This window comes from Streptomyces sp. NPDC033270, assembly GCF_055576575.1.
This window is the reverse complement of sequence record NZ_JBVIRA010000024.1, coordinates 1-22,701: the sequence shown is the minus strand read 5'-3', so window position 1 is coordinate 22,701 and position 22,701 is coordinate 1. Positions and strand designations below refer to the sequence as shown.

The window sequence follows — 22,701 nt, the reverse complement described above, 5'->3', positions numbered from 1 at the left end:
GCATCACCAGGCCATCGCCCGACGCTGCCACTACCGCCGACGCGTCCGAGGTCACGAAGCCCCGCCACCTGACGGGATATCAGCCGAGTATGCTCAGAAACACGGCCCTGACCAGCAGTGATAGCAAAGTGCAACTGGAGTACTAGGTGCTGAAGATCCCGCCGACGCACCCGGTCTATCCGTGGAGCTGCACGGTCGTCGACTGCGCGCGGCCCCGCTGGCGGCGCTACGCGATGTGCTCGGTGCACGCCGAGCAGTGGCAGGAGGCGGAGGCGAGCGGCATGAGCCGGGCTCAGTTCCTGCGGACCGCGGAGCCGCTGCCGGCCACGGAGATGCCGGAGGCGATGATGTGCCGGATCTGCCCGCAGCGGCCGGCGTTCAGCCTGCAGCTGGGGCTGTGCTTCCGGCACCGCAACCGGTGGTTGAGCCACCTGAAGCGGCACCCCGGCGGGGGCAAGGCGGAGTTCGAGCGGTGGCTGGCCGACCAGCCGTCGCTCCCGGGCTACGGTGAGTGCTGCGCGGACGTGTGTGACGAACTGGCCGCCTCGCCGCTGGGGTTGTGCGGCGCGCACGAGCGCGGCTACATCCGAGCCGGGCGCCTGGGCGGGGCAAAGCCGCCGAAGAACTTCTTCGCCACCTACGAGCGCCATGATCGCCCTGTGCCAGTGACCTGCGAGGACCAGGCCGCCTTCCGTGCCTGGTGCCGCGCACAGCTGCCGGTGCACCGCACCGGAACGGTCAGCCTGCGCGGGCTGCGGCCCCTGCTGAGGGCCGAGTTCCAGTGGGGCATGCATGTCCACGGCCTGCAACCCGTCGCCGTGTGGCATCTGACGTGGGTGCAGTCGCTCGCGGACGAATGCCAACGCGACGACGTGGCGTCCCTGGCCGGCCTGGATGCATCCGTCTTCCGCCGCGCCTACCACCAGCGCATGGTCCAGGAGATGCAACAGGCCCTGCGGAAGATCTACTTCACCCCCTCCGACACCCGGGACGCCGGCTACATCGAGACCGAACACTTCGGGGTGCGCTTCCCGCACCGCTCCAGCTACGCCGACCTGACCTGCATCTCCCAGCGGTGGCTGCGCGACCTCTTGTGGGACCACATCGCCGACGTGCTGCGCTCGCCCACCTGCCCGCGCAGCGCGCAGCCGGTGGACTTCGTGCGCCGCGCCGCGGCCGAACTGTCCGCGTTTTTGGAGGCGGAGGCGCCGGGCGGCGGCCACGATCCCACGGTGCTGCGCGGCGAGCACGTCCACCGCTTCGTCGCGGACCTGCGCAACCGCGAACGCCTCGGCCTGGCCTTCCGCGGCCATGCCCGCCTGGATGGCAAAAGGTCGAAGGTCACTGAGAGCTCGCGCCGGCTGGTGTTCAACTACGGCCGGTCCCTGCTGCGCGGCGCGCTGGACAGCGGCAACGCGGAGCAGATCGGCCTGGACCGCGCCTTCATCGCCACCATGCCGGTCGGCGGCCCGGGCACGCCCCGCAACCGCAACCCCTTCCCCGACGAGGTCGCCCGCGCGCTTGCGGAGGAGGCCAACCTGCAGCAGCTCGCCGACGGCCACGACCCACACGACCGCGGCCTGCGGGATGTGTGGGAGACCATCATCGTCACCGGCCGGCGCGCCAGAGAGGTCCTCCAGCTCTGCCTGGATTGCGTCGGCCGCTACGGCGGGCTGCCCCTGCTCTGGCACGACCAGACCAAGGTCGGCAACCTGAACGCGGCCGTCCGCATCCCCGATCATCTCCTGGACCGGCTCGAAGAACGCCGCCGCAAGACCCTGACCCATTACGCCGACCGGCACGCCGGCCGCCCACCCACTCCTGCCGAGCGGGGTCACCTGGCCCTGTTCCCCACTGACATCCTCAACCCCGACGGCCGCCGCGCTTCGTCCTACACCTGGTTCCACACCGGATTCCGCAGCTGGCTCGCCGATCTTGACCTCGGCGGTCACTACGTCGCCCACCAGGCCCGGCACACCCTGGCCACCCGGCTGCTGCGGCACGGCGCGACCCTGACGCACATCCGCCGCTACCTCGGCCAGGTCTCCGACCGCATGGCCGAGCACTACGTTCACCTGACCCAGTCGGACATGGAGAACGTCCTCCAGCACGTGTGGGTCGCCGGACCCGGCACCACGAATCCCGGAGAACTCCTCAGCAGCGACACCACCCCGCTCACCCGCGCGCAGGCCCAGGTCCTGGGCATCGACCTCTCTCACCGCAGTACTCCCGCCGAGGGCGGGTTCTGTACCTTCCAGCCTGTTGTGAACGGCGGCGCCTGCCCCTGGAACCTCGACTGCCACAACTGTGACAAGTTCGTCCTCTTGGGCGCTGACCTGCTCTACTGGCGGCGCAAGCGCGAGCAGTGGCGGCTGCTGGCCGAAGGCGCCCCGGATGACGCCACAGCCGACTACCTCCACCGCCACTTCGAGCCCACTGCCCGCGCCATCGACGGCCTGGAGAAGGCGCTGGCCGGCCTCGGCCTCCTCGACGACGCCCTCGCCCTGGACCTGCGCAAACCCCAGGACTACTTCCACCGGGTGTGGTCCACCGCTTTCCGCGCCGTCGATCTCGCCGACGCGCGCAGCGACGAGCCAGACGAGTACAGCGATACGTGCACAGCCGACGGCGACGACCCCGAACAGGACGCTGCATGAACACCGCCACCGTTCCCGAACCTCGCACCGCGGCGGCCCTGGCCGCACGCCGCCGCAAGACCGAAGCCGCCCTTGAACGCGTCCACCAGGCCATCGCCCGGCTCCGACGCGAGAAAGCCCAGGTCAGCGTCGCCGCCGTCGCCCGTCGAGCGGACGTCTCACGCACCTTCCTCTACGACAACGTCGAGGCCAGAGCCGCGGTCGCCGCAGCGATGACCGGGGTTGGCGAACGCCGCACCCAGGTGCTCGCCGACCAGGACAACGAGCGCGAGGCGTCCTGGCGCGAACGCGCCCTGAACGCCGAGGACGTCCTCAAAGCCGCCCACACCGAGATCCTCGCCCAGCGCACGCAGATCGGCGAACTCATCGGCCAGATACGCGACTTGCAAGCTGAGTGGACCGAGGGCGCCATCCAGCGGATCACCACCGAGAACACCACCCTCAAACAGCGCGTCCGCCAGCTCACCACCGACAACCGCACCCTCGACGAGCGACTCAAGGCCGCCCGCTCGAACCTGCGCTTCCAGGACCGGCGCATCGCCGACCTCGAAGCCCAGATCGCGGACGTCTGACCGCTCAGGATAAGACCACGGCATCGGGAACAGTGGCCACGTGACACCTGTGGCCACCGTTCCCAACATCGCAGCCGTGGGCACGCCTTCACCATTACGGCTAGAAATCTTTAAGAGTGCGGGTTATGCGAGGTCGTGACGGCGGTCGTGGTCTGCACTATGCCGGAGGGATGAGGTATCCCGATGGCGGCGGGCTGATGGCTGAGGAGTGGCTGGTGGGCGGCTCCGCTGATTCGGCATGCGTGAGGGTGAAAGGTGGCGCATCCTGGGAACGAGGGCCCTCGCCTAGGTGGTAACCGGCGAACGGCGGTTGGACTGCGTCCGCTGGTACGTGCTCCATGCAGCCGGTTTTTGCGTAAAGGCTTGGTACTTCGCGCAGCGAGGCAGCCATGTTTGGTCTTCTGGCATCGAGCGCACGGCCCATCGCCATGGCACTGTTCACGGGCGCCCTGGGCGTGGGCCTGGCCGTCGGCCCCTCTGCCGGATTTGCTGGCGCCGATGCCGGCACGTCGACGGGGCAGGCTAAGGAGTATTTCCACCATAGAAACCCGCAGTTGGCCGCCATCGCGGGGCAGGCGGTGGAGGACTCCGCCGCCACGAAGAAGCCAACTCAGCAGAAGGCCGTGGACTGGAACAACCGCTCCTACAGTCTCACCTGTGACGATATCGTCAAGAAGCCGGTGCGGGTCCCTGTGCAGAACGGCAAGGCAACTGTTGAAGGTGGCGCCCTCGGCGGGTACGACCGGTGGGAGGTGAAAATCCAGCGCGTAGCGAAGGGCACGCTACCGCGTGTGGGAAACGTGACAGCTGTATTGTTCGCCTGCTCCCCACAACCCAGCAATTACGTCACTCAGGAGTTGCATGTCTACCATTCCGCAGACGGGGTCGAGATGGGACGCATACCGAGCTTCGAAGAAGACACAGAAGGGGGATTCCCTCCCGAATATCAGCCGCAGTCCGTATCGATCAGCGGCGGTCGGGTAGCTGCCGATCTCAAGTTCTACTCTCCCCAGGACCCGCACTTCCGGCCTTCACTCCGCCGTCATCTCACCTGGACCTGGAACGGCCATAAATTTGCGAAACGGTCGGAGAGTAGTACTCAGCACAAACCGCTGAATCTGAGTCGGGAACGCGTTACGGTCAATGGGATGGGCCCCGTGAAGATCGGCATGAGCCGAGCGGAAGTAGCGAAGGCCGTCGGTGCCCCCATTGAGGCCGAGGGCCCCGGACCGTGTTCCGATGTGGCTGCACCAAGCGGACCCCAGGGGCTGCGTCTCCGGTTCGCCGAGGGCCGCCTCGTCGCGATTGCCGTGGACCCGCCAGCCACCTCAGTCCAGACGGCGTCGGGTCTCCATATCGGCAGTTCCCGAGACGAAGTGTTGCGTACTTATGGAAATGAGGTATCCCCCACGACCTTGGACGGGCTGGTGTTTGCTCCCACCGCGCCGCAGTTCAAAGGCAGAGTCATCCTCTTCGCCCTGAACAACGACGCAGTGGAAACATTTGTCGCCGGAGAGCGGGACTGGGCCAACTTCTTGACCTGCTCGGACTAGGCTAGTACCAAAATGCGCAGCACGTGTCCTAGGTGCCTCCTGGAACGGAGGCTGTATCAGCATTAACGCAGCGGCACTTTCGAATACCGTCAGGTAAATTGGCATGGAAGGTTCCGCCATGACCCTTCACCTAGCCCGAAGGCTCTTTCCGACGCTTGGCGCAAGCCTCTTTTTGATCATTGCCCAGGTACTCCTATCTGTGCCGTCTGCCGCAGCAGTCGCTAGCAACCCGGTCATCAAAGCGGACGCCACTGCAGATCAGGGCTGGCAATCGACCGGCATTCATGTCGCGGCCGGTCAACGCTATGGAGTGTGGCAGACCGGTGGCGAATGGACTGTAGACTATCGCAACTTTCCGAATGTTGACGGGGCGGGGTACTCGCCGGAGGCTGACGCTGAGATCTACCAGGGCTGCAAGTACGATGACTCATGGCCCTATGGATTGTTGCTGGCCCGTGTAAACAACGGGGACGTAATGCCCATCGGACGCGGTCAAAGCTTCAAGGCGGATCACGATGGAACTCTGGAACTGCGAATAAACGATCAAGACGACTGCCTCGGTGACAACTCAGGTTCTCTGCACGTGAACGTGCAAAAGTCGCTAGCCCCTAAGGCGGTGTTGAAGAAGCTTGTTCCTGAACTATTTGATCCTTTGTATGTTCGAGAGGACACCGAGTTTATAGTCAATCAGCTCATAAATTTGACGCCAGAGGAGAGCCGAAAGCTGGGCGACCTCTCGCAACATATTGGTCAGTGCGCCGCTTCGAACATTCTAAACAAGGCGATCTGCCTACGGCTGGTCCTGGATCTCATGTCCTTCATTGTGTCGCCCCAAGAGGTCGAGTAGCGCTCGTCGGCTTCGCCCCATGTCGCACACTTTACGTGCCGGGCGTGGAAGTAGCTGCGGACGACATGGTGTTGGCGCTGTTGGCGAGTGTCAACGCTGACGCGGCGAGCCTTGCCTCCAGTCGGGTGCGAGCCTTGCCTCCAGTCGGGTGAAGGACTTGCTCCTGGCCTTGCCCCCTCCTTCCCACCACTCAGGGGCCTGCCCGCCGTCCCGTGGGCAGACCGGCCCCACGAGACCATCCAGACGAGCTACAGCAACGCTTCCAACCCTCCGTCGCGGACATGTAGTCTATGAATCGTCGCAGTTCAGAGCCAGTATCCGAGCTCCTGCGGTCGGTAATGTGGAGTACAAGCGCGGCACCGACGCCGGGGTGATCCACCAGGGCCTCTTCTATATGGCTTGGTTGGTGGACCACAAGGATGCCTTCCGGCGCCTGGTCCGTGGCCGGTACGGTGCGGCGATCGCGTCTTGTGTGCTGTGGAGCGCGCCACGGCTAATTTGCGTTGCCGGCGACTTCACCCGCTATGACATTCATGCCGTACGCGAGCACCGGCGCAGCATCGACCTGGTTCGCTACCGTTTCTTCGGCGACGAGCACATCGGCCTGGAGACCGTGGCCTCTGTGACCGGCTTTTCGGTCTCCCCTTGGGCGAAGCGTCAGCGCACGGCCGAGGAGCCACATCATCGGGGCGCTGACGGGGCCATCGCAGAGCTGGCCGCGGCGGTCGACGAGGCCCTGCTCGGGCTCGGTGAGGACATCACCACGGTCCATCGCAAGCAGTACCGCGCCTACCAGCGACTGCGGAACTTCGCATGTGTGTGCCCGCCGCGGAGGACCAAGCTGCTCGCCTATCTCAAGGCCAATCCCAAGCATGTTGACCTCGTCCCCGGGTTCACCCGGGACGTGACGGGGCTCGGTCACCATGGCACGGGTGACTTGGAGGTACAGCTACGCACCGACCGGGACCTGGAGCGTGCCCAAGACCTGTTCCGCCTCAGTTACGGCGCGACGTAGAGGGCGAGCGGTCATCGTGGCTGCACGGCCGGGTGTGAAGTTGTGGGCTTTAGTCGTGTTGCTGCTTCTCGACGTAGCGGTCAGGGAATGGCGGTGGATCTATAGGGATGCGCAGGATCCCCGTTTTGGTAACCGGAGATCCTGCGCTATGTAGCGCCGAGCCCCTATTCGCCGACACTCCGGAACGTGAAATGCGCTCAGCGATCCGCACTGCACCCGCGAGGCGTTGCAGAGCGTCGGGCAGCATGTACCGGGAGCTGCAACGGGCTATCGGGGAACAGCGCGTCTTCAAATTGAGTCAACTGAGTCTCGTGTCCTTGCGATGGTGCTCACCAGGTACGCCAGCATCCGCCGGTGCAGCTGCAGTCGGGTCTCGCGCCTTCCTTTCTGCCGGCACTGAGGCGGCCGACGACCCAGGCCAGGGTCCTGAGGTCAACGAAGGCCAGCCGGTGTTGCGGGCTGGCTCCAACGGCCCGCTGTCGTGACCGCGACACGAACCCGGTCTGGTGACGCTCATGCCATAACCGGCCTACTTCGGTGACGAGTTCAGCGATCACTTCAGCTGACAGGCCCGTGATCCTTCGATCGCTGGTGATCGCTGCTCGAGTCATGTTCCCCACCACACGAACCGTGATCAAGGATCAGGGGCGACACTCGACTCCCTACCGTGCACGAGTTCGTCAGGATCAAGGGCCGGTCGGTTTACGGGAGCGTACGACGGCCGCGACGACCTCATGGACGGTCTTCGCGGGGTGGCCGATGGCGGTCTCCAGAGTGGGGCCGGTGGCGTTGAACTCGCCTTTGCGTGATGCGGCGAACATCGTCAAGGCGAACTCGGCGGCCGGCCGCGACATCCCGCCAGCGACTGCTGCGGTTGTCCACTCGTTGTCGTCCACGACGACTCGGGTGATGGTTCGTCCGGTGATGCGGCTGAGGATTTCGGCGACGCCGGCGAAGTCCAGCGTGTGGAGGGCTGTCAGTGGCGGCGTGATCCCGTCGAGTGCTCCGTCTTCGGCCAGGGCGCGGGCCGCGACTTCTGCCAGGTCGTCGTGGGCTGTCCAGGACACCATGCCGTCCTGTGGCGCGGCGAGCGTGCCGGTCTCCAGCGCTGCGCCGAGGTAGTCGCCCAAGGTGGAGGCGTAGAACCCGTTGCGAAGGGCGGTGTAGGGGATTCCTTGCTGCTTGAGGTGCTCCTCGGTGGCCGCGTGGACCTGCTGCGGCGGGAAGAGCGATGCGGGAGAAGCAGCCTGGTGGCTGGTGTACAGGATACGTTGGGCGCCCGCTTCCCGTGCTGCGTCGATGGCGACGCGGTTGGCGGTCAACGCGCCGCCGCCTCGGATGGCCGCGGAGACGACCAGGACGCGCTCGGCACCTTCGAAGGCGCGCTTCAGGCTGCCGGGTTCGGTGAAGTCGCCCGCTCGGACTCGGACGCCGCGCTCGGCGAGGCCGGCGGCCTTGCTGACGTCGCGGACACTGACGCCGACCCTGTCGGCCGGTACCCGTTCCAGCAGGCGGTTGACGATCAGCGTCCCGAGGTGGCCGGTGGCTCCCGTGACGATCAGCATTGGTGCTCCCGTCTGACTCGTTCTCGTGGTGTTTCCGATGGAACGCAAGTTACGGTATCGCTGATAATTCCAGTGGTTTGCCGCGCGGTTCGTCAGGAGGTTCGACAACAGTCTTGGGGCACGTCGTCCGCGGAGGGTTGGCGATATCGGCGATAACATCGGCTGTCACGCATGGGCGATACCATCGTGTCCATGGCACCGAACACGCAGCGGCGAGACACTGCGCGGGACCGCATCGTGACGACTGCGGCCGGCTTGCTGCGCGACCAAGGGCCGGCAGCGGTGACCACGCGCCGCGTGGCTCATGACGCCGGGCTGCAGCCTCCTGCTCTCTACCGCTTCTTCCAGGGCAAGGACGACCTGCTGGATGCCGCCGCAGAGCATGTCTTCGCCGAGCACGTGGCGAGCAAGCAGACCACCGCGCCCACGGACGACCCTGTAGAAGACCTCCGCGCCGGATGGAACACGCAGATCAGCTTCGGCCTGACCCACCCGTACGTCTACGGCCTGTTGCTCGACCCGGCCCGTGCACGCGACACCCCGGCACAGGTCCAGGGTGTGCAGGTCCTTGCCGAGCGAGTGCACAGAATCGCCGCCGCCGGGCGGCTTCGGGTGAGCGAGGAACGCGCCGTCAACCTCATCCGCTCGGCGGGTGTCGGAACCGTCCACACCCTGCTGTCCCTGCCGCCAGAGCAAAACGACCCGCACCTGGCCGATGCCGCCTTCGACGCGATCGCTCGCGCCATTCTGGTCGATGAGCCCGTTCTTCCCACCAGGGACCCGGCGGCCGTCGTTGCGGCCTTCCGCACCCTCCTGCCCGAACTGCCCAGTCTCAGCAAAGCTGAAGCGGCGCTTCTCGACGAGTGGCTGCAACGCTGATCCGGCTCCGCGCTACGGCCCTGGGCACGATTGCAACGTAGTGACCACCACGGTGCTATCCCAGTGCACGCTCTGCGGCAGCTTCCGCCCCTCCCGATGGGTCAGCTCGTGCACACACGGGCAGGCTCAGCCATCACAGCCCCAGTGGTCGTCAACGGACGTAGCCGCACATCCCCGACCGACGCGTCCGCGGCGGCGAGCACTTTGCCGGCGTAGTTGGGACGGGCACCGACCGGGTCGATCAGCGATCGCGCCTCGGAGAGCTGGTCGGCAGTGAGAATGCACACCGAGGCGCCGCATCGCCCGCTCGGCGCCAGGAGGCGGGCGGCTTGCCACCCGGTCGGGCGGCGCGGCCTTGCCGCACCGCGCGCGGGCTGAAGTTGTAGAAGGCCGTGAGCGTGACCTGCCACGGGACCGCATGCCGCGCCGTGCGGGGTAAGTTCCGTCGAGCGTTCCTCGGGCAGTCGGCAGTACCGGTGCCTCAACAGTGGCGGCGACCGGTCTGCCAACGCCGCCCGGCGCACAGGCTGGGATGTCCCCGCCTACGCCTTGGGGCTTGCGGAGGCGGGGACAACGCACCGGAGAAGGATGCGCGTACGAGCCATCCTGGCAGTCGGTCATGCCGGGCGCTTCGTCTGTGAGCCGTTTGGACGCGGCGGCCGGAGTGTATGGTCCGTCGCATCGAGCTGGCGGAGGCGACGTATCGGGGGTGGGCGCGCCCGGTGCGGTGATCCGGATGGCGATCGGGGCGTGACGGAGGGACGTGCCCGCGCGGATGCTGTACCAGGCCCGCCGCACATGGTCCAGCAGCGTACGGCGCTTGTACACCGCCTTGTCGGAGCCGGTGTGGGGCGTCCGCCTGCGCTGCCTTGGCGCTGGCGATTGGCCCGCTTGGGTTTGCGTTCGGGGATGGAGTGTCTGACCTGGCGACGAGGCGGGCAGCGTCGGTCGCGATGGGAACGGTACGCGCTGTCGCCGCTGACGTGCGCCGCGCTCACCCATCAGGATGCGCGGCCGCTCCCACGGGCTGAGACCAGCTCAGCACCTGGGAGGCTGCCGCCCCTGGGGGGAATGGCCAAGACATGACGTGGTTCGTGACGCTCCTTGGTTCCGCCCTCGTGATGGTCATCCTCCGGGACATGTTCCACACCATCTGGCACCCGACCCGTCACGGCGGCCTGAGCAGGCTGGTGATGACGGGGATGTGGCGCCTCTCCTTGCGCCTGACTACCCGGCAGCGCGCAGCCGGGCTCGCCGGCCCCCTGGGCATGGTCTGCGTCGTCGCGGTGTGGGCGCTGACCGTGGCCGTGGGGTGGGCCCTGGTCTACTGGCCGCACATGCCGCAGAGCTTCTCGTACTCTTCCGGACTCGTCCCTGCCGAGCACGCGGGGCCGGTGGACGCGCTGTACGTTTCCCTGGTCACGCTTGCCACTCTCGGCCTCGGGGACATCGCACCGGCCGCGGGCTGGCTGCGCGTCGTCGGCCCGCTGGAGGCGCTCGTCGGCTTCGCCCTGCTGTCGGCGACCGTGGCGTGGATCCTCGGCATCTATCCCGCTCTGGCCCGCCGCCGCACCCTTGCGCTGCGCCTCTCCCACGTGCGCGGCGGGGTGACTTCCCAGGAACTCGACTCAGACGGGGGCGCTGCCCTGCTGGACAGCCTGGCTTCGGCCGTCTCGGTCATCACGGTCGACTTCCTCCAGTACGCCGAGTCGTACTACTTCTACGACGGCGACGAGAACACCTCGCTGCCCCGACAGATCGGTCACGCCGTCGACCTCGCGGAGCGGGCGGTGAGCGCCCGCCATCCCGACGTCCGGCTCTCGGCAACCGTGCTGCGCAGGGCGCTGGAAGACCTGGCCGACATCCTGGACGAGCGCTTCCTGCACACAGGGGCGCCCATGGCCAGCGTCTTCGCATCGTATGCTTCCGACCATGGCGGCCGCACGGGGTCCCGGCTCGCCCTCCGGCGGGGGTCGGACACAACTTCCCCGGGCGGTGAACGGCGGCGTCACTGAAAGAGACCAGCCACCCGCACTTGACCACTTGGCCGTTTGAGGGATTGCCTCTGACAGCCCTCACATCCTCAGCCGGGCACTATGCCGGCGGCGTTCCGTGTCCGGTGTGCTGCCGGTGGGGAACTTGTGGATGAACCCCGGAGCGGACGCGCGCTGTCGTGGCTCGAGCGGTAGTGGGCTCTCAACCTGTTGCTCGGGGTGAGGGCGTCGTCGCCACCGTCGTGTTGCGGCTGCTCGCCATTGCGGGCCTCGTTACCCGTTCTGTTCTTGGCAGCGGCTCAGAACTCCTCGCACTGTGGTCGGCTGGATTCGTATGAAGGGGAGCCTGGGTGATGGTAGTTGCGCCCCGCACACCCAGGACCTGCCTGGCTACCGTGCCCGTCAGCGGTGGCTGCACCGCCCTGGAGTTCACCGCGATGGGGCCGACGAGGCCGGGCGGCACGGAGGGGACTGTTCTGTTCGGTGTCAGGGCACGGCGGTGAATCCGATCCGCCGTCCGACGGGGTGCGGCCGACCGTCGGCCTCGGCGTAAGGGGCGGCGAAGAACAGGCTGCGTCCAGCGCGCTGTGGCGGGGACAGCAGCACGTCGCGCCCGGTGGACCAGGCGACGTGGTTGGCTTCCAGGGCAGTGAACAGGCCGTGGGTGCCGTACTTCGTGGCGCACGAGGCGTCAGCGGGAAGCCAGCCGAGCCCGGCGATGAAGAACTCCGCCCAGCTGTGGTAGCCGCACACCTCACAGTCCTCCACGCCGGGTTCGGGGGTCTGAAGGGCCTGGCCGAGGATGAAGCGGGCGGGAATTCCGGCCGAGCGGCACAGGGACACGAACAGTGCGTGGATGTCGTTGCAGTTGCCGGCGGAGCAGGTCAGCGCGTGGTCGGTGGAGCCTAGATACGACTGCTGTCGCGCGTCGTAGGTCATCGTGCTGGTGACGTGGTCGTAGAAGCGCCGCGCCTGCTCAAGCGGGTTGGTCTCCTCAGCTGCCAGCGCGGCCGCGAGCTCGCGGGTGCGTTCGTCGACATCGATGTACTCCGAGGGCGCGAGGGCGCGGGCGAACAGAGCGGGCGTGGCCAGCGGCCGGGCCCGGGTGGCGTCGGCCACTGGGACGACGGGAGCGCTGCGTTCGACGAGGTACCGGATCTCGTACGTGGCGCCGCCCGGTGGGTCGGTGGGACGGGAGTGCAGCATGGTGTTGCCGAACTCGCCTTCGCGGTTGAGATCGAAGCGCTGAGCCGTACGTACGCTGATGTCGAGGAGGCGCTGGTGCGGTGTGTCGGTGATGACCGGGCACCACACGTCCAGCGTCCGTACCGTCGCATCCGTGGGCGCCACGGTGAGGCGCTCGGTGATTGCGAAACGGCTGGTGCCCGTAGCGGGCCGATCCACGGTTTCTTGCTGAAGGAAGGTCATGGAGTGGAGCGCGTCTTTCTACGTGAGCAATGAGGGGCAAGTGGCGGGCGAGAGGGGGCGAACGACGGGAAGGCCGGCGGCGCGCCGTTCGGAGAACCAACCGCGCAGACGACGGGCCGCGATACTCGGGATCTGAGGACTCCGACGGCCTCGTAGGCGTAGAGGCAGTACGAGCCTGGCCAGCACGTCACAGTGTCCGCGTCCGGTGGGAGTTCGCCCAGACGAGTGGTCAACTCGTCCAGCGGGATGCTCACCGCGCCGGACAGGTGCCCCGCCGCATGTTCCTCGCGGGGGCGTACGTCGAGCACGGCGCCCTGCCCTTCCAGGGCACGCGTCAGCCACTCGTGGCCGCCGACCGGCTGCAGTTCGTGACGGTCGGCACAGCGGCTCCTCCAGCCCCTCGACCTCATCGAGATGCTCCTCCGCCATGCTGCGCAAGACTCGCATCAGCGCCCACACCCCGGGGAGGCGAGCTCGTAGAACATGCGCTTGCCGGCCCGGCGGCTGGTGACTACGCCCGTGCGGAGCGGCTGCCGCAGATGCTGTGAGGTGTTGGCGACGCTTGGCCCGGCCGCCCGCGCGAGCACGTCCACGCTTCGTTCCCCTGTACCAGGACGTCCAGCAGCTCCAGTCGGTGACCGTTGGCCAGTGCCAGCCCGACCATGGCGAACTGCTCGAAGATCAGCTGCTTTGGGACGCCGTAGAACCTTCATGCTCTGCTCTCCGCTCAGGCGGCCACAGCCACTCATTCAAGGAATCCATGGAAGGTAACCAGGTCGCCACGCACAGTCAGTGACATGCGGTCGGCGTCCGGGTGACACCGGCCCGAGGAGATTCGTGGGGCGGTAGTAACCGACGGTCTGCCAGTTGCAGGAAAACCTGATTTTGCGTTGTGCCAATTTTGCTCAGTGCAATACTGTCCCTAAGGGTAGAGGTCGATCCCGCCTTCGAGGAGGTCGCACATGCTGATCGAGACCGGCGTGGAGCTCGTCGAGTTCACCTGCCCACAGTGCGCCCATCGCTGGACAGGGGCGTACGAGCTGTTGCACTGCGAGCTATCGGACGGTGAGGTGCGCGACTACTTCACCGTCAGTGGGATCAAGGTGTTGTCGCCCTACGCTCCGGATGGTGCCCCGTCGTGTCTCCATTGCGGTTCGCCGACGGTGGCCAGGCTCGTCGAGCGTCGGGCCCTCGGCGCGCCCTCAGATCAGGCGGGTGTGAGACTGCCGCCTGAGGGCGAAGGGCCGAGTCGTCGCTGCGTACCGACCCCCTCGACAGGCGCAGCAGGCGGTCAAGTTTCCGCGTCGGATCGCCATGTGCGCCGGTCAGGGACCGTACAGCCACAAAGGCGGGTGAATCGCGTATGAGGGCGGTGATCTGTGGTGCGGGCATAGCAGGTCTGGCCCTCGCGCAGCGCCTTGACGCCTTCGGTTGGGATGTTGTCGTCCTGGAGAAGGCGCCAGTCCCGAGGGCGCAGGGCTACATGGTCGACTTCTTCGGGGCCGGTTACGACGCCGCTGAGATCATGGGCATCCTGCCCAGGTTGCGCGACCTCGGCTACGGGATCGAGGAAGCATCGTTCATGGACGAGGACGGACGTCGTCGAGGTGGACTGAAATACGCGCACTTCGCCAAGTCGACACGAGGGCGCCTGCTGAGCATCATGCGGCCGGACCTTGAAGGGGCGCTACGCGAGTCGCTGTCGAACCGCGTCGTCATCCGCTTCGGCATGTCCCTCACTCACATCGCTGACCGAGGCGACGCTGTCAGCATCACACTGACCGACGGAAGCGTCCTGGACTCGGATCTCCTCGTCGGCGCCGACGGCATCCACTCGACGGTCCGCGGCCTGGTCTTCGGCCCAGAGCGGCAGTACCTGCGCCACCTCGGATTCCACACCGCCGCGTTCACCTTCGACGATCCGGAGATCCACACTCAAGTACGGGAACGGTTCTGCCTCACCGACACCGTCGACAGGCAGATGGGCTTCTACGGATTGCGCGACGGCCGGGTCGCCGTCTTCGCCGTGCACCGAACGCCCGACAGCACCCTGCCGACCGATGTCCGGTCCGCGGTCCGAGCGGAGTACGGCACGCTCGGCTGGCTGGTCCCCCGCGCACTGGCCCAATGTCCCCCCTCCGCCCAGATGTACTACGACCAGGTCGCCCAGATCGCGATGCCGCGATGGAGCCGGGGCCGGGTCGTACTCATCGGAGACGCCTGCCAAGCAGTGTCACTGCTCGCAGGTCAAGGAGCCTCACTAGGGATCGCCGGCGCCTATGTCCTCGCCGAACAGCTGACACGGGCCGGCTCATTGGAGGGCGGGGTGGCCCGGTACGAACGAATATGGCGCCCGGTCGTGGAGGAGAAGCAACAGACCGGACGCAAGAGCGCCCGCTGGTTCCTACCCCAGTCACAACTCCAGCTCCGGGCGCGGCGGGTGCTCATGAAAGCCCTGGGTCTGCCCGGCGGTGACCGATACCTCGCGACAACACTGGCGGGAAAGCCGACAACCGTCGTGAAGGATCTCCACACGACCCCCCACATCGCCTCGCCTCGCAGGTGAGGCGTCGCCGCAGGCCGCGCACCGTTCGCCGGGCCGTCGCATTCTGCCGCTGTGTCGCCGCACCATTCCAACCACCCCGAATACCAGGAGTCATGGACCGTGCCACGTAAGCTCACAGATGTTGCTACACCCACCGGGCTGCGCCGTCTCGCGGCACGCGCCCCCATCCACCTCTACCGGTGGCACCTGGGACCTCTCCTCGGCGCGCGCTTCGTCCTGCTCACCCACACCGGCCGCCTCAGTGGAGAGCCGCGGCAGGTCGTACTGGAGGTTGTGACGCATGACGTCCAAGACGACACGTACCTGATCGCGTCCGGCTTCGGCGCCAGCGCCCAGTGGTACCGCAATATCCGGCACACGCCCGACGTGACAGCCCAGGTCGGCGGTCGCCGCTTCGCGGCGATCGCTCACCCGCTTCCCCCCGAAGAGGCCGGACGTGCGATGGCAACGTACGCCAGCCGGTATCCGCGCCTCGCCCGAAAGCTCATGCGCGTCTGCGGGCTCGAGGTCGACGGCACCGCGGAAGACTTCTACCTCGTGGGACGCGACCACATCCCCTTCGTCAGGCTCACACCGGTCGCTGCCGGCGGCAGGACCCACGACAAGGGCACGGGTCGTTCACGCGCCTCCACGTGATCGGCGCGAAGACCCGGCCATGAGGGCGGCTCCGTTCGCGAAGGACCCGTCATCAATGCCGTGAGGGCATGGCACACCCGGGGGCACGGCGCCGACGTTTCCGTTCGCTGCCGGAGTCGCTGCCCCCCCGAGGACCGTCGCGTACGCAGTCGGGCGCTGCGATCGCCCCTGGGGCGTTGCGCGAGGGGCTTCGAGACGGGGCCGATGGCCGCACCGCGACGGGCTGGTCACCAGCCCACACTTGTGCGGGGTCCGTGCGCGAGAGGCTCGCCGCCGGCCTCGGTGAACGCCTGAAGGGCCTCCACGAGGCCGACACGCTGGGTCGCGGGCATGGCGGCGACGATGCGGGCGATCTCGGCTCGCCGCCGCTCGGTCGCCTCGTTCACCACGCGGCGACCGGCCTCGGTGAGGCTGATGAAGATCTCGCGCCGGTTGGCGGGGTTCGGCTCGCGCTCCAGCATGCCCGCGGCCACCAGCCGGTCGACCATGCGCATGGCGGTGGACGGGATGACGTCCAGGTGTTCGCCGAGCCGGGAGATGTTCATCGAGCCTCGGCTCTCAAGGACCACCAGCATGCGGAACTGGGGAAGAGTGAGGGCCTCCTCGACCGATGCCAGCGAACGGGCGGAGACCGCCACCAGCAACCGGGAGGCCGTCAGAACCGCGGTGACGACCTCGTCGGCCGCGCCATCGGTCGCGTCGATCTGCGAGTCGTCAAGGGGGAGTGAGGGGGCCGCTATGGGCGCACGCTTGGGCATGTGCACCTTTCTACCTCCTCTGCACCGATCCAACGCGTCCACCGTCTCAAGGATCGAGCATCGCTTGCACAAAGCAAAATATAGTCTTGCATAATGCAAATATGGTGAGCAGCCCAGAACGCACCTCCACAGGTCCTGTCCCCAGCCGTCCCATAGTCGTACGCCGCGGCATACCCGCCGCCCTCCTCGCTCTCCGCGAAACCAAGATCGGCCTGCTGATCCTGGCACTGGCTGTCGGAGCCGGCGCCGGCGTCGGAGCAATCGCCTTCCGCTGGCTGATCGAGACGTTCACCGCACTGCTGTCCGGCCACGCCGACTACTCCGACGCAGGCCACGCCGCCAACCCGCATGTGCCGTGGCTCGGCCCCTGGTTCGTCGTCCTTGCCCCCGCCGTCGCGGGACTGGCCTACGGGCCGCTGGTCCAACGCTATGCACGCGAGGCCCGCGGCCACGGCGTGCCCGAAGTGATGTACGCCGTTGCCCGGCGCGGCGGCCGCATCGCACCCCGTGTCGCAGTGGTGAAATCACTGGCCTCCGCGCTGTGCATCGGCGGTGGAGGATCGGTCGGCCGTGAGGGCCCGATCGTGCAGATCGGCTCAGCCCTCGGCTCGACCTTCGGCCGGATGGTGAAGGTGGCTGAGGACCGCATGCGGGTGCTGGTCGCCTGCGGCGCGGCCGGCGGTATCGCCGCCACCTTCAACGCGCCGCTGGCCGGGGTCTTCTTCGCCATGGAGCTGATACTGCGGGACTTCACCGCCGAGTCCTTCGGCATGGTCGTCCTCGCCTCGGTCACCTCAAGCGTCATCGGGCGCGCCGCATTCGGCGATACGCCCTTCCTCCAGCTGCCCCCGTTCACCGTGCAGCACCTGTCCGAGTACCTGCTCTTCGCCTTGCTCGGCGTGATCGCGGGTGCGGTCGGGGTGGTTTTCACCCGCATCCTCTACAAGATCGAGGACGCCTGCGACTTCCTCTGGCGCGGCCCTGAATGGGCCCGTCCCGCCGTCGGCGGCCTGCTCCTAGGTGCCCTGCTGCTGGTGCTGCCGCAGATGTACGGGGTCGGCTACCCCGTCCTGGAGAGCGCTGTCACCGGCAAGTACGCCATTGGGTTCCTGATCCTCCTGCTCGTCGGCAAGATCACAGCCACCAGCCTCACCATCGGCATCGGCGGCTCCGGCGGCGTCTTCGCCCCCTCCCTGTTCATCGGCGCGATGCTCGGGGCTGCCTTCGGCGCCACCGCCCACCACCTCACCCCGGGCATCGCCGGCCCGGTCGGCGCCTACGGCCTGATAGGCATGGGCGCTGTCTTCGCCGGAGCCGCCCGCGCCCCCATCACCGCAGTGATCATCCTGTTCGAGCTCACCGGCCAGTACACGATCATCCTGCCCCTGATGGCCGCCATCGTCCTGGCTACGGGCGTGAGCCGCGCCCTGTCCCGCGACACCATCTACTCCCTCAAACTGCGCCGCCGCGGCATCGACCTCGACCACACCCCGCCCACCGCTCCGCTGACCGGACTCACCGCCGCCGCCGTGATGGAGCCCGCCCCCGAGCCCCTGTCGGGCCCCACGCCGCTCGCCCAAGCCGCCGACGCCCTCGCCCACTCGCCCCACGGCGTCCTGCCGGTCCTCGACCCCTCCGGTGTCTATGTGGGCACCGCAACGGCCCGCGCCGTCGCCGAAACCCTGGCAGACGGCGCTCACAACACCACCCCCGTCGCCTCCGTCGCTTTCCTGCCGCAACCCGTCACCGCCGGCACCGAACTCGCGGAGGCCCTCGACACCCTCGTCACCGCAGAGGGCGGGGGCCTTCCCGTCCTCGACGACAGCCGCACCCGCCTGCTCGGCTGGATCACCCACCAGGCTGTCCTCGCAGCCCTACATCGGGGCGCCCGCACAGTGAATGCACAACCTGTAGCGCAGTGAACGGCGCCGGTTGTCCGCACCACGTGCGGACAACCGGCAACAAGGACGGACGTAGGGACGGATGCAATCGTCGATACCTGGCCCAGCGTCAGAGCCGACGCAGGCTCGTCCCCCCTCGGTGAGTTGAGGCGCGTTTCACGCCTGCAGCCGGGTTACTCCTTGGGGATACGCGATGAGCACACGAACGAAGCGATGGCCACCAGCGGCCCAATCAGTGGTCCCCATAGCTTGGCCGCCAGCGGGTGGTCGTCGAAGAAGAATGCGCGCCAGAACGACTCGGGCACCCAGGCGGCGATCGCCCCGGCGATCCGCAGGCCCATGACCAAGTCGCGCAGGATGGCCGCCCACTCCCTCCCGACCCCGGAATCTGAGACTCCCACCACTGACCGCCGGGACAGGCACACACCCGCAAACACAACGACGCGAGGACTTCGGCACGTTCAGGCGGCTTCTCGGTCGAGCGGGGTGAGGACGAGCTGACGAGTTCCGCCGCCCCGCAGCTCAGTTGCCTCGCAGGCAGGACGAGTGGGGCAGGGTGAAACGAAGCCCCGCCTCGTCAGCAGACTCATGGCGGTCGGCAGGGAGCGCAGGGGGGAAGCGGGGATTTTAGGCGACGGTAGCTGTATGCCGTGCGCATTTGAGCGCCTTCGCTGAATCGGTTCGATTGCCCAGTGCAAAGGTTAGCGTGGCGCACGCCCCGGCACTACGAGGGGCAGCAGCATCCGACCGCTGAACCGTCGCGCACTTCAGGAGGCATGGTGAAATCTCATGCGCGAAATTCGAGGCCCGCATCCCGTCGTGGCCGCCTGATAACCGTTGTCGTCGCGCTGGTGGCAGTCATCAGCACCGTATCCGTATGGCTCGCGCAGAGAAACAGCTCCGCGGACGAGTCGGTCTCCGCGAACCTCCCGGCATCGGGAGTCGGCCAAGCTGCTCCTCTGGGCGGAATGTCGGGTGGCGTCACCGAGTTGGACAAGACGTTCCTCACCAAGGTCCGACAAGCCGGCCTGTGGGAGATGCCGGCGGGCCGGCTCGCCCAAACGCATGCCTCCAGTGAGGCCATCAAACGCGCTGGCATGCATGTGCTCGACGGGCACAGCAAGCTCGATCAACTGGTCCGCGAGGATTCCGATGCGCTGAATGTGCCGATCCCCGACCAGGCCACTGCCGAACAACAAGGCTGGATCGACCAGTTGAAGAACGCCCGGGGTCGCGCCTTCGACCAGCTCTTCGTGGACCTCCTGCGGGCGTCCCATGGCAAGGTGTTCATCACCATCGGCGAAGTCCGCGCGACCACCAAGAACCCCTTGGTGCGGCGACTGGCAACACAGGCCAACAACACCGTCCAGGACCACATGGACGTCCTGGAGGACACCGGTCTCGTCACCGACGCCACCCTCGAAGATGTCGCCTCCACTATCCCCAAGTGACCCCCGCTTCCATCGGCCGGTGCATCGAACTCGGTCCCGGAGCCCGGCACCGGGGCGGGACGCGACAGCGACAGCGGGGGTGGGCGATCTGCGTCGTACCTTGCCGGCGCCGCTGCCAGAGGCAGCCAGGAGTGTTAGCGCTCGTGTGGCGGGGCGGCTGAGCCCGGCTGGGGTTCGCGCTCTGTCCGGGGGGCGGGCAGGCTCTGGGGGTGACTCGTGTCGGCCGCCTGTCCGGACAGGCGGCGGGCGAGCGGGGTGACAGCAACGGTGGTCAGGAGTGCGATGAGGACGAGCATCGTGAACAGCTTGTCGCCGATCAGTCCGGCCTCGCGGCCCATGGCGAGAACCACGAGTTCCGTCACGCCACGGCAGTTGAGCAGGACACCGACCGTTGCCGCCTCCCGCCAGTCGGCTCCGCAGGCCCGGTGGGCCAGGGCGGCACCGGCGAACTTGCCCACCCAGGCGGCGACCAGCAGAAGTACGGCGCTGAGAATGCCCAGGCCACTGAGGGTGGTCAGGTCGGCAGACAGGCCGGTGACCACGAAGAACGCGGCGAGCAGGAGAGAGCCCATCTGCTGGAGAGGCGCGGAGATGGCCCCCCGGGTGGCGGAGTCCAAATGGCGGGGCATGGCGACGCCGAAGGCGAAGGCGCCCAGGGCTGCGTGAACACCGATCCAGGCGGTGGCGCCGGCGGAGAGGAAGAGCCCGGCACTGACGACGGCAAGCGCGAGTGAGTGATGCTGCGCGAGGTCCATACGGTTGGCGAGCCGATGCAGCACGGGGCGGACCAGAAAGGCCACGATCAGGCCGTAGCAGGCGAGTTCGATGGAGGTGCGGACGATCTGGCCCGTTCCGTGCCCGCCGGCAAAGGCGATGACCGTGGTGACACCGCACCAGGCGAACACCTCGCCCACACCTGCCGCGGCCGTAGCCACGGTGCCGACAGGTGAGTTGTGCAACCGGTTCTCGTGCAGGACACGGGCGAGGACGGAGAAGGCAGTGATGGACAGGGCGGTGCCGACGAACAGGGAGAAGGTGAGTGGGTGGACGTCGTGGGCGGGAATGGCGGGGTGAATGGCCTGGACGGCGAAGGCGGTCGCGGCGACACACAGCAACGGAAGAGCCATGGAAGAGGCGGAGACGGTGACGACGGCTCGACCGCGTCCGCGCAGGGACCCGAGATCGAGTTCCCAGCCCGCGGCGAACAGGAAGAAGACGATCCCGATATCGGCGATCACACCTAAGGACGGGCGGACTTCATCGGGGAAGAGCAGATGGGGCAGGTCGCCGGGAAGCTGGCCGAGCACGCTGGGCCCGAGCAGGAGGCCGACGGCGATCTCGCCGACGATCACGGGTTGACGCATCCGTCTGCACAGGGGGGATAGTGCGATCCCGCACAGCAGGATGACGGCGAGGGCGGTGAGGGCGGCGACGGGAGTGGGGCCGTGGGCGTGGTGCATGGGCGTGGTGATCCTCTTCATGTGGTGCCTCGGACGGCACGTGGCGATCGCTCGCGCGGTAGCGCGGACGTGTGGAACGGCGTCGCCGCGCGCGTCCGATGCCGATCTAGAGAGAATCACTAAGATTCGCCACATGCGTCACATTCACCCAATTGCCGGCAAATACCCGGATCATTTCCTTCTGCGGGGTAGCTCACGCCCGTACGGGCATCCTCCGACCGCTGATCCGTTCGCCGATACCGCCGATTCCGCTCGACCGGTTTGCCGGTCTTAGCGATCGCCGTGCACCGCTCCGTATATGCCATCCGCACCATCGGCGGGGCGCTCGCCTGGCACCGCAGGCCCGGCCTCGGGTCTACGCCTCGAGGATCTGATCGTAGAAGTGATCATGCCGTCCGGCGGCCTGTGCGTGTGGAGGCTACCTGCCGCCACTGGTCAGAGCGATAATGGTATGGAGGCGTACTCGATCGAGCGTCGGTGCGTCGTCGCCGACAGTGCATCACGGTCGTGCAGGCAGCTGGCTGGGCTCAGCCGAGTCAGCCGAAGGCGAAGTGGCACAGCCATACGTAGCCGAGGGGCAGGGCCACCGTCGCCGCGGTGCAGGCAGAGGAAGAAGGTGGACAACACGGTACGTGCCGCCAGTCCCGACAACAGCACCGTCACCAGCAGTGCACAGATCGCTAACGGGCATCGTTAGGGTCGGAAGGTTGCCGGACTCCGGCAACTGACGGTGGACGAACAGCAGTGCCTGACCTGCCCAGCCTCGCCGCGTGGCTCCGTTCGGCCTACTCCCGCCCCGCCTCGAACGGCGGGGCGGTGGGAGCTGAGCATAGGCTGACGGTCAGGTGCGCCGGGAAGTCTGGTCGGCAGTCAGCCGTCCCTGCCCTGGAGGCCGGATGCCGAACGAGTTCCCTTCCGGAGAGCACCACGGCCGCCACGACCCGCAGCAGCCGGACAGTCGTCGCCGGCGTCCATTTCGCCGTCAAGTGAGCGGGACCGACCCCGCTCCGGATCACGTCACTGCGGCTGCCCAGCGAAGTCACCATCGACAATGTGGACCGCATCAAAGAAGAGCTCCGGGAGGCCCTCAGTTCTGGACCGCCTGTCCTCGAAGTGGATCTCGCCTGGGTCACCCGCCTCGGCCGTGACGGCGGCGCGGTGTTCTTGACGGCGCTCCAGGCGGCGAAGCCGCACGGTACGCGGCTGATCGCCACGCACGTTGGACCCCAGCCGCTCAGAGCCCTGAAACAGCTGGGCCTGCGACGCCTCGTCGACATGTACGAGGGAGACGCGCCAGGCAGCGCGCGGCCTCCCCCGTCAGGGAGCGGCGAGGAGTAGTCGTTCCAGCAGGTGGGGGGCGGTGATCACGCCGAGCAGGCGTGGTGCGCCGGTCCTGTCCTTGTCCGTGACCGCTACCAG

General features: G+C 67.3%; 16 protein-coding genes and 2 pseudogenes. 12 read left to right on the top strand and 6 right to left on the bottom strand.

All coding sequences use genetic code 11. The annotated features are described in order from the left end of the window. The first annotated feature begins 146 nt into the window (after positions 1–146). From ACZ5XZ_RS28795 to ACZ5XZ_RS28775, 5 genes and pseudogenes are all read left to right on the top strand, one after another. Positions 147–2,657 carry a tyrosine-type recombinase/integrase gene (locus tag ACZ5XZ_RS28795; protein ID WP_468983075.1) on the top strand — a complete coding sequence of 837 codons (2,511 nt, stop codon included), beginning with the start codon at positions 147–149 and terminating at the stop codon, positions 2,655–2,657. Continuing rightward, entirely contained in the window at positions 2,654–3,229 is a 576-nt protein-coding gene (locus tag ACZ5XZ_RS28790) for a DUF6262 family protein (RefSeq protein ID WP_468983073.1), read from the top strand. The genes ACZ5XZ_RS28795 and ACZ5XZ_RS28790 overlap by 4 nt, the downstream gene beginning before the upstream one ends. A gap of 389 nt (positions 3,230–3,618) precedes the next feature. Next, complete coding sequence (locus ACZ5XZ_RS28785; RefSeq protein WP_468983071.1) at positions 3,619–4,782, top strand: hypothetical protein; 1,164 nt, start codon at positions 3,619–3,621, stop codon at positions 4,780–4,782. Positions 4,783–4,885: 103 nt separating this feature from the next. After that, complete coding sequence (locus tag ACZ5XZ_RS28780; protein ID WP_468983069.1) at positions 4,886–5,629, top strand: hypothetical protein; 744 nt, start codon at positions 4,886–4,888, stop codon at positions 5,627–5,629. Between the two features lie 322 nt (positions 5,630–5,951). Beyond that, positions 5,952–6,644: pseudogene (locus ACZ5XZ_RS28775) on the top strand (DUF5655 domain-containing protein); the annotation flags it as partial. Between the two features lie 686 nt (positions 6,645–7,330). Here the strand turns inward: ACZ5XZ_RS28775 and ACZ5XZ_RS28770 are convergent. Continuing rightward, complete coding sequence (locus tag ACZ5XZ_RS28770; protein ID WP_468983066.1) at positions 7,331–8,209, bottom strand: NmrA family NAD(P)-binding protein; 879 nt, start codon at positions 8,207–8,209, stop codon at positions 7,331–7,333. A gap of 192 nt (positions 8,210–8,401) precedes the next feature. Here ACZ5XZ_RS28770 and ACZ5XZ_RS28765 point away from each other — a divergent pair, with 192 nt between their 5' ends. Further along, positions 8,402–9,088, top strand: coding sequence for a TetR/AcrR family transcriptional regulator (locus tag ACZ5XZ_RS28765; protein ID WP_468983063.1), 687 nt, complete (start codon positions 8,402–8,404; stop codon positions 9,086–9,088). A 1,082-nt stretch (positions 9,089–10,170) separates the two neighbouring features. Beyond that, positions 10,171–11,103 carry a potassium channel family protein gene (locus ACZ5XZ_RS28760; RefSeq protein ID WP_468983061.1) on the top strand — a complete coding sequence of 311 codons (933 nt, stop codon included), beginning with the start codon at positions 10,171–10,173 and terminating at the stop codon, positions 11,101–11,103. A gap of 465 nt (positions 11,104–11,568) precedes the next feature. On the opposite strand, the gene ACZ5XZ_RS28755 is transcribed toward ACZ5XZ_RS28760, so the two are convergent. Both ACZ5XZ_RS28755 and ACZ5XZ_RS28750 read right to left on the bottom strand, forming a co-directional pair. Continuing rightward, a complete protein-coding gene (locus ACZ5XZ_RS28755; protein WP_468983059.1) occupies positions 11,569–12,510 on the bottom strand; it encodes a transglutaminase-like domain-containing protein in 942 nt (313 codons plus the stop codon). Beyond that, entirely contained in the window at positions 12,507–12,920 is a 414-nt protein-coding gene (locus ACZ5XZ_RS28750; RefSeq protein WP_468983058.1) for a rhodanese-like domain-containing protein, read from the bottom strand. Before ACZ5XZ_RS28750 ends, ACZ5XZ_RS28755 begins: the two co-directional genes overlap by 4 nt. Positions 12,921–13,873: 953 nt before the next feature. Between ACZ5XZ_RS28750 and ACZ5XZ_RS28745 the strand changes: the two genes are divergently transcribed. Both ACZ5XZ_RS28745 and ACZ5XZ_RS28740 read left to right on the top strand, forming a co-directional pair. After that, positions 13,874–15,076 (top strand): FAD-dependent monooxygenase, encoded by a 1,203-nt coding sequence (locus ACZ5XZ_RS28745; protein ID WP_468983055.1) that lies wholly within the window; start codon positions 13,874–13,876, stop codon positions 15,074–15,076. Between the two features lie 99 nt (positions 15,077–15,175). Further along, a complete protein-coding gene (locus ACZ5XZ_RS28740; RefSeq protein WP_468983054.1) occupies positions 15,176–15,712 on the top strand; it encodes a nitroreductase family deazaflavin-dependent oxidoreductase in 537 nt (178 codons plus the stop codon). A gap of 227 nt (positions 15,713–15,939) precedes the next feature. Here ACZ5XZ_RS28740 and ACZ5XZ_RS28735 read toward each other — a convergent pair whose 3' ends face one another. Then, on the bottom strand, positions 15,940–16,470 hold the full coding sequence (locus tag ACZ5XZ_RS28735) for a MarR family winged helix-turn-helix transcriptional regulator (protein ID WP_468983051.1): 531 nt from the start codon (positions 16,468–16,470) through the stop codon (positions 15,940–15,942). Between the two features lie 215 nt (positions 16,471–16,685). Between ACZ5XZ_RS28735 and ACZ5XZ_RS28730 the strand changes: the two genes are divergently transcribed. Then, positions 16,686–18,392, top strand: coding sequence for a chloride channel protein (locus ACZ5XZ_RS28730; RefSeq protein ID WP_468983310.1), 1,707 nt, complete (start codon positions 16,686–16,688; stop codon positions 18,390–18,392). A 173-nt stretch (positions 18,393–18,565) separates the two neighbouring features. Here ACZ5XZ_RS28730 and ACZ5XZ_RS28725 read toward each other — a convergent pair. Then, positions 18,566–18,742: pseudogene (locus tag ACZ5XZ_RS28725) on the bottom strand (permease); the annotation flags it as partial. A 480-nt stretch (positions 18,743–19,222) separates the two neighbouring features. Here ACZ5XZ_RS28725 and ACZ5XZ_RS28720 point away from each other — a divergent pair. Then, positions 19,223–19,822: a DUF4142 domain-containing protein gene (locus ACZ5XZ_RS28720; RefSeq protein WP_430975297.1), complete on the top strand. Its 600-nt coding sequence runs from the start codon at positions 19,223–19,225 to the stop codon at positions 19,820–19,822. Between the two features lie 134 nt (positions 19,823–19,956). Here ACZ5XZ_RS28720 and ACZ5XZ_RS28715 read toward each other — a convergent pair whose 3' ends face one another. After that, complete coding sequence (locus ACZ5XZ_RS28715) at positions 19,957–21,282, bottom strand: cation:proton antiporter (protein WP_468983048.1); 1,326 nt, start codon at positions 21,280–21,282, stop codon at positions 19,957–19,959. Positions 21,283–22,335: 1,053 nt separating this feature from the next. Here ACZ5XZ_RS28715 and ACZ5XZ_RS28710 point away from each other — a divergent pair. Further along, on the top strand, positions 22,336–22,620 hold the full coding sequence (locus ACZ5XZ_RS28710; RefSeq protein WP_468983045.1) for an STAS domain-containing protein: 285 nt from the start codon (positions 22,336–22,338) through the stop codon (positions 22,618–22,620). Positions 22,621–22,701 lie beyond the last annotated feature (81 nt).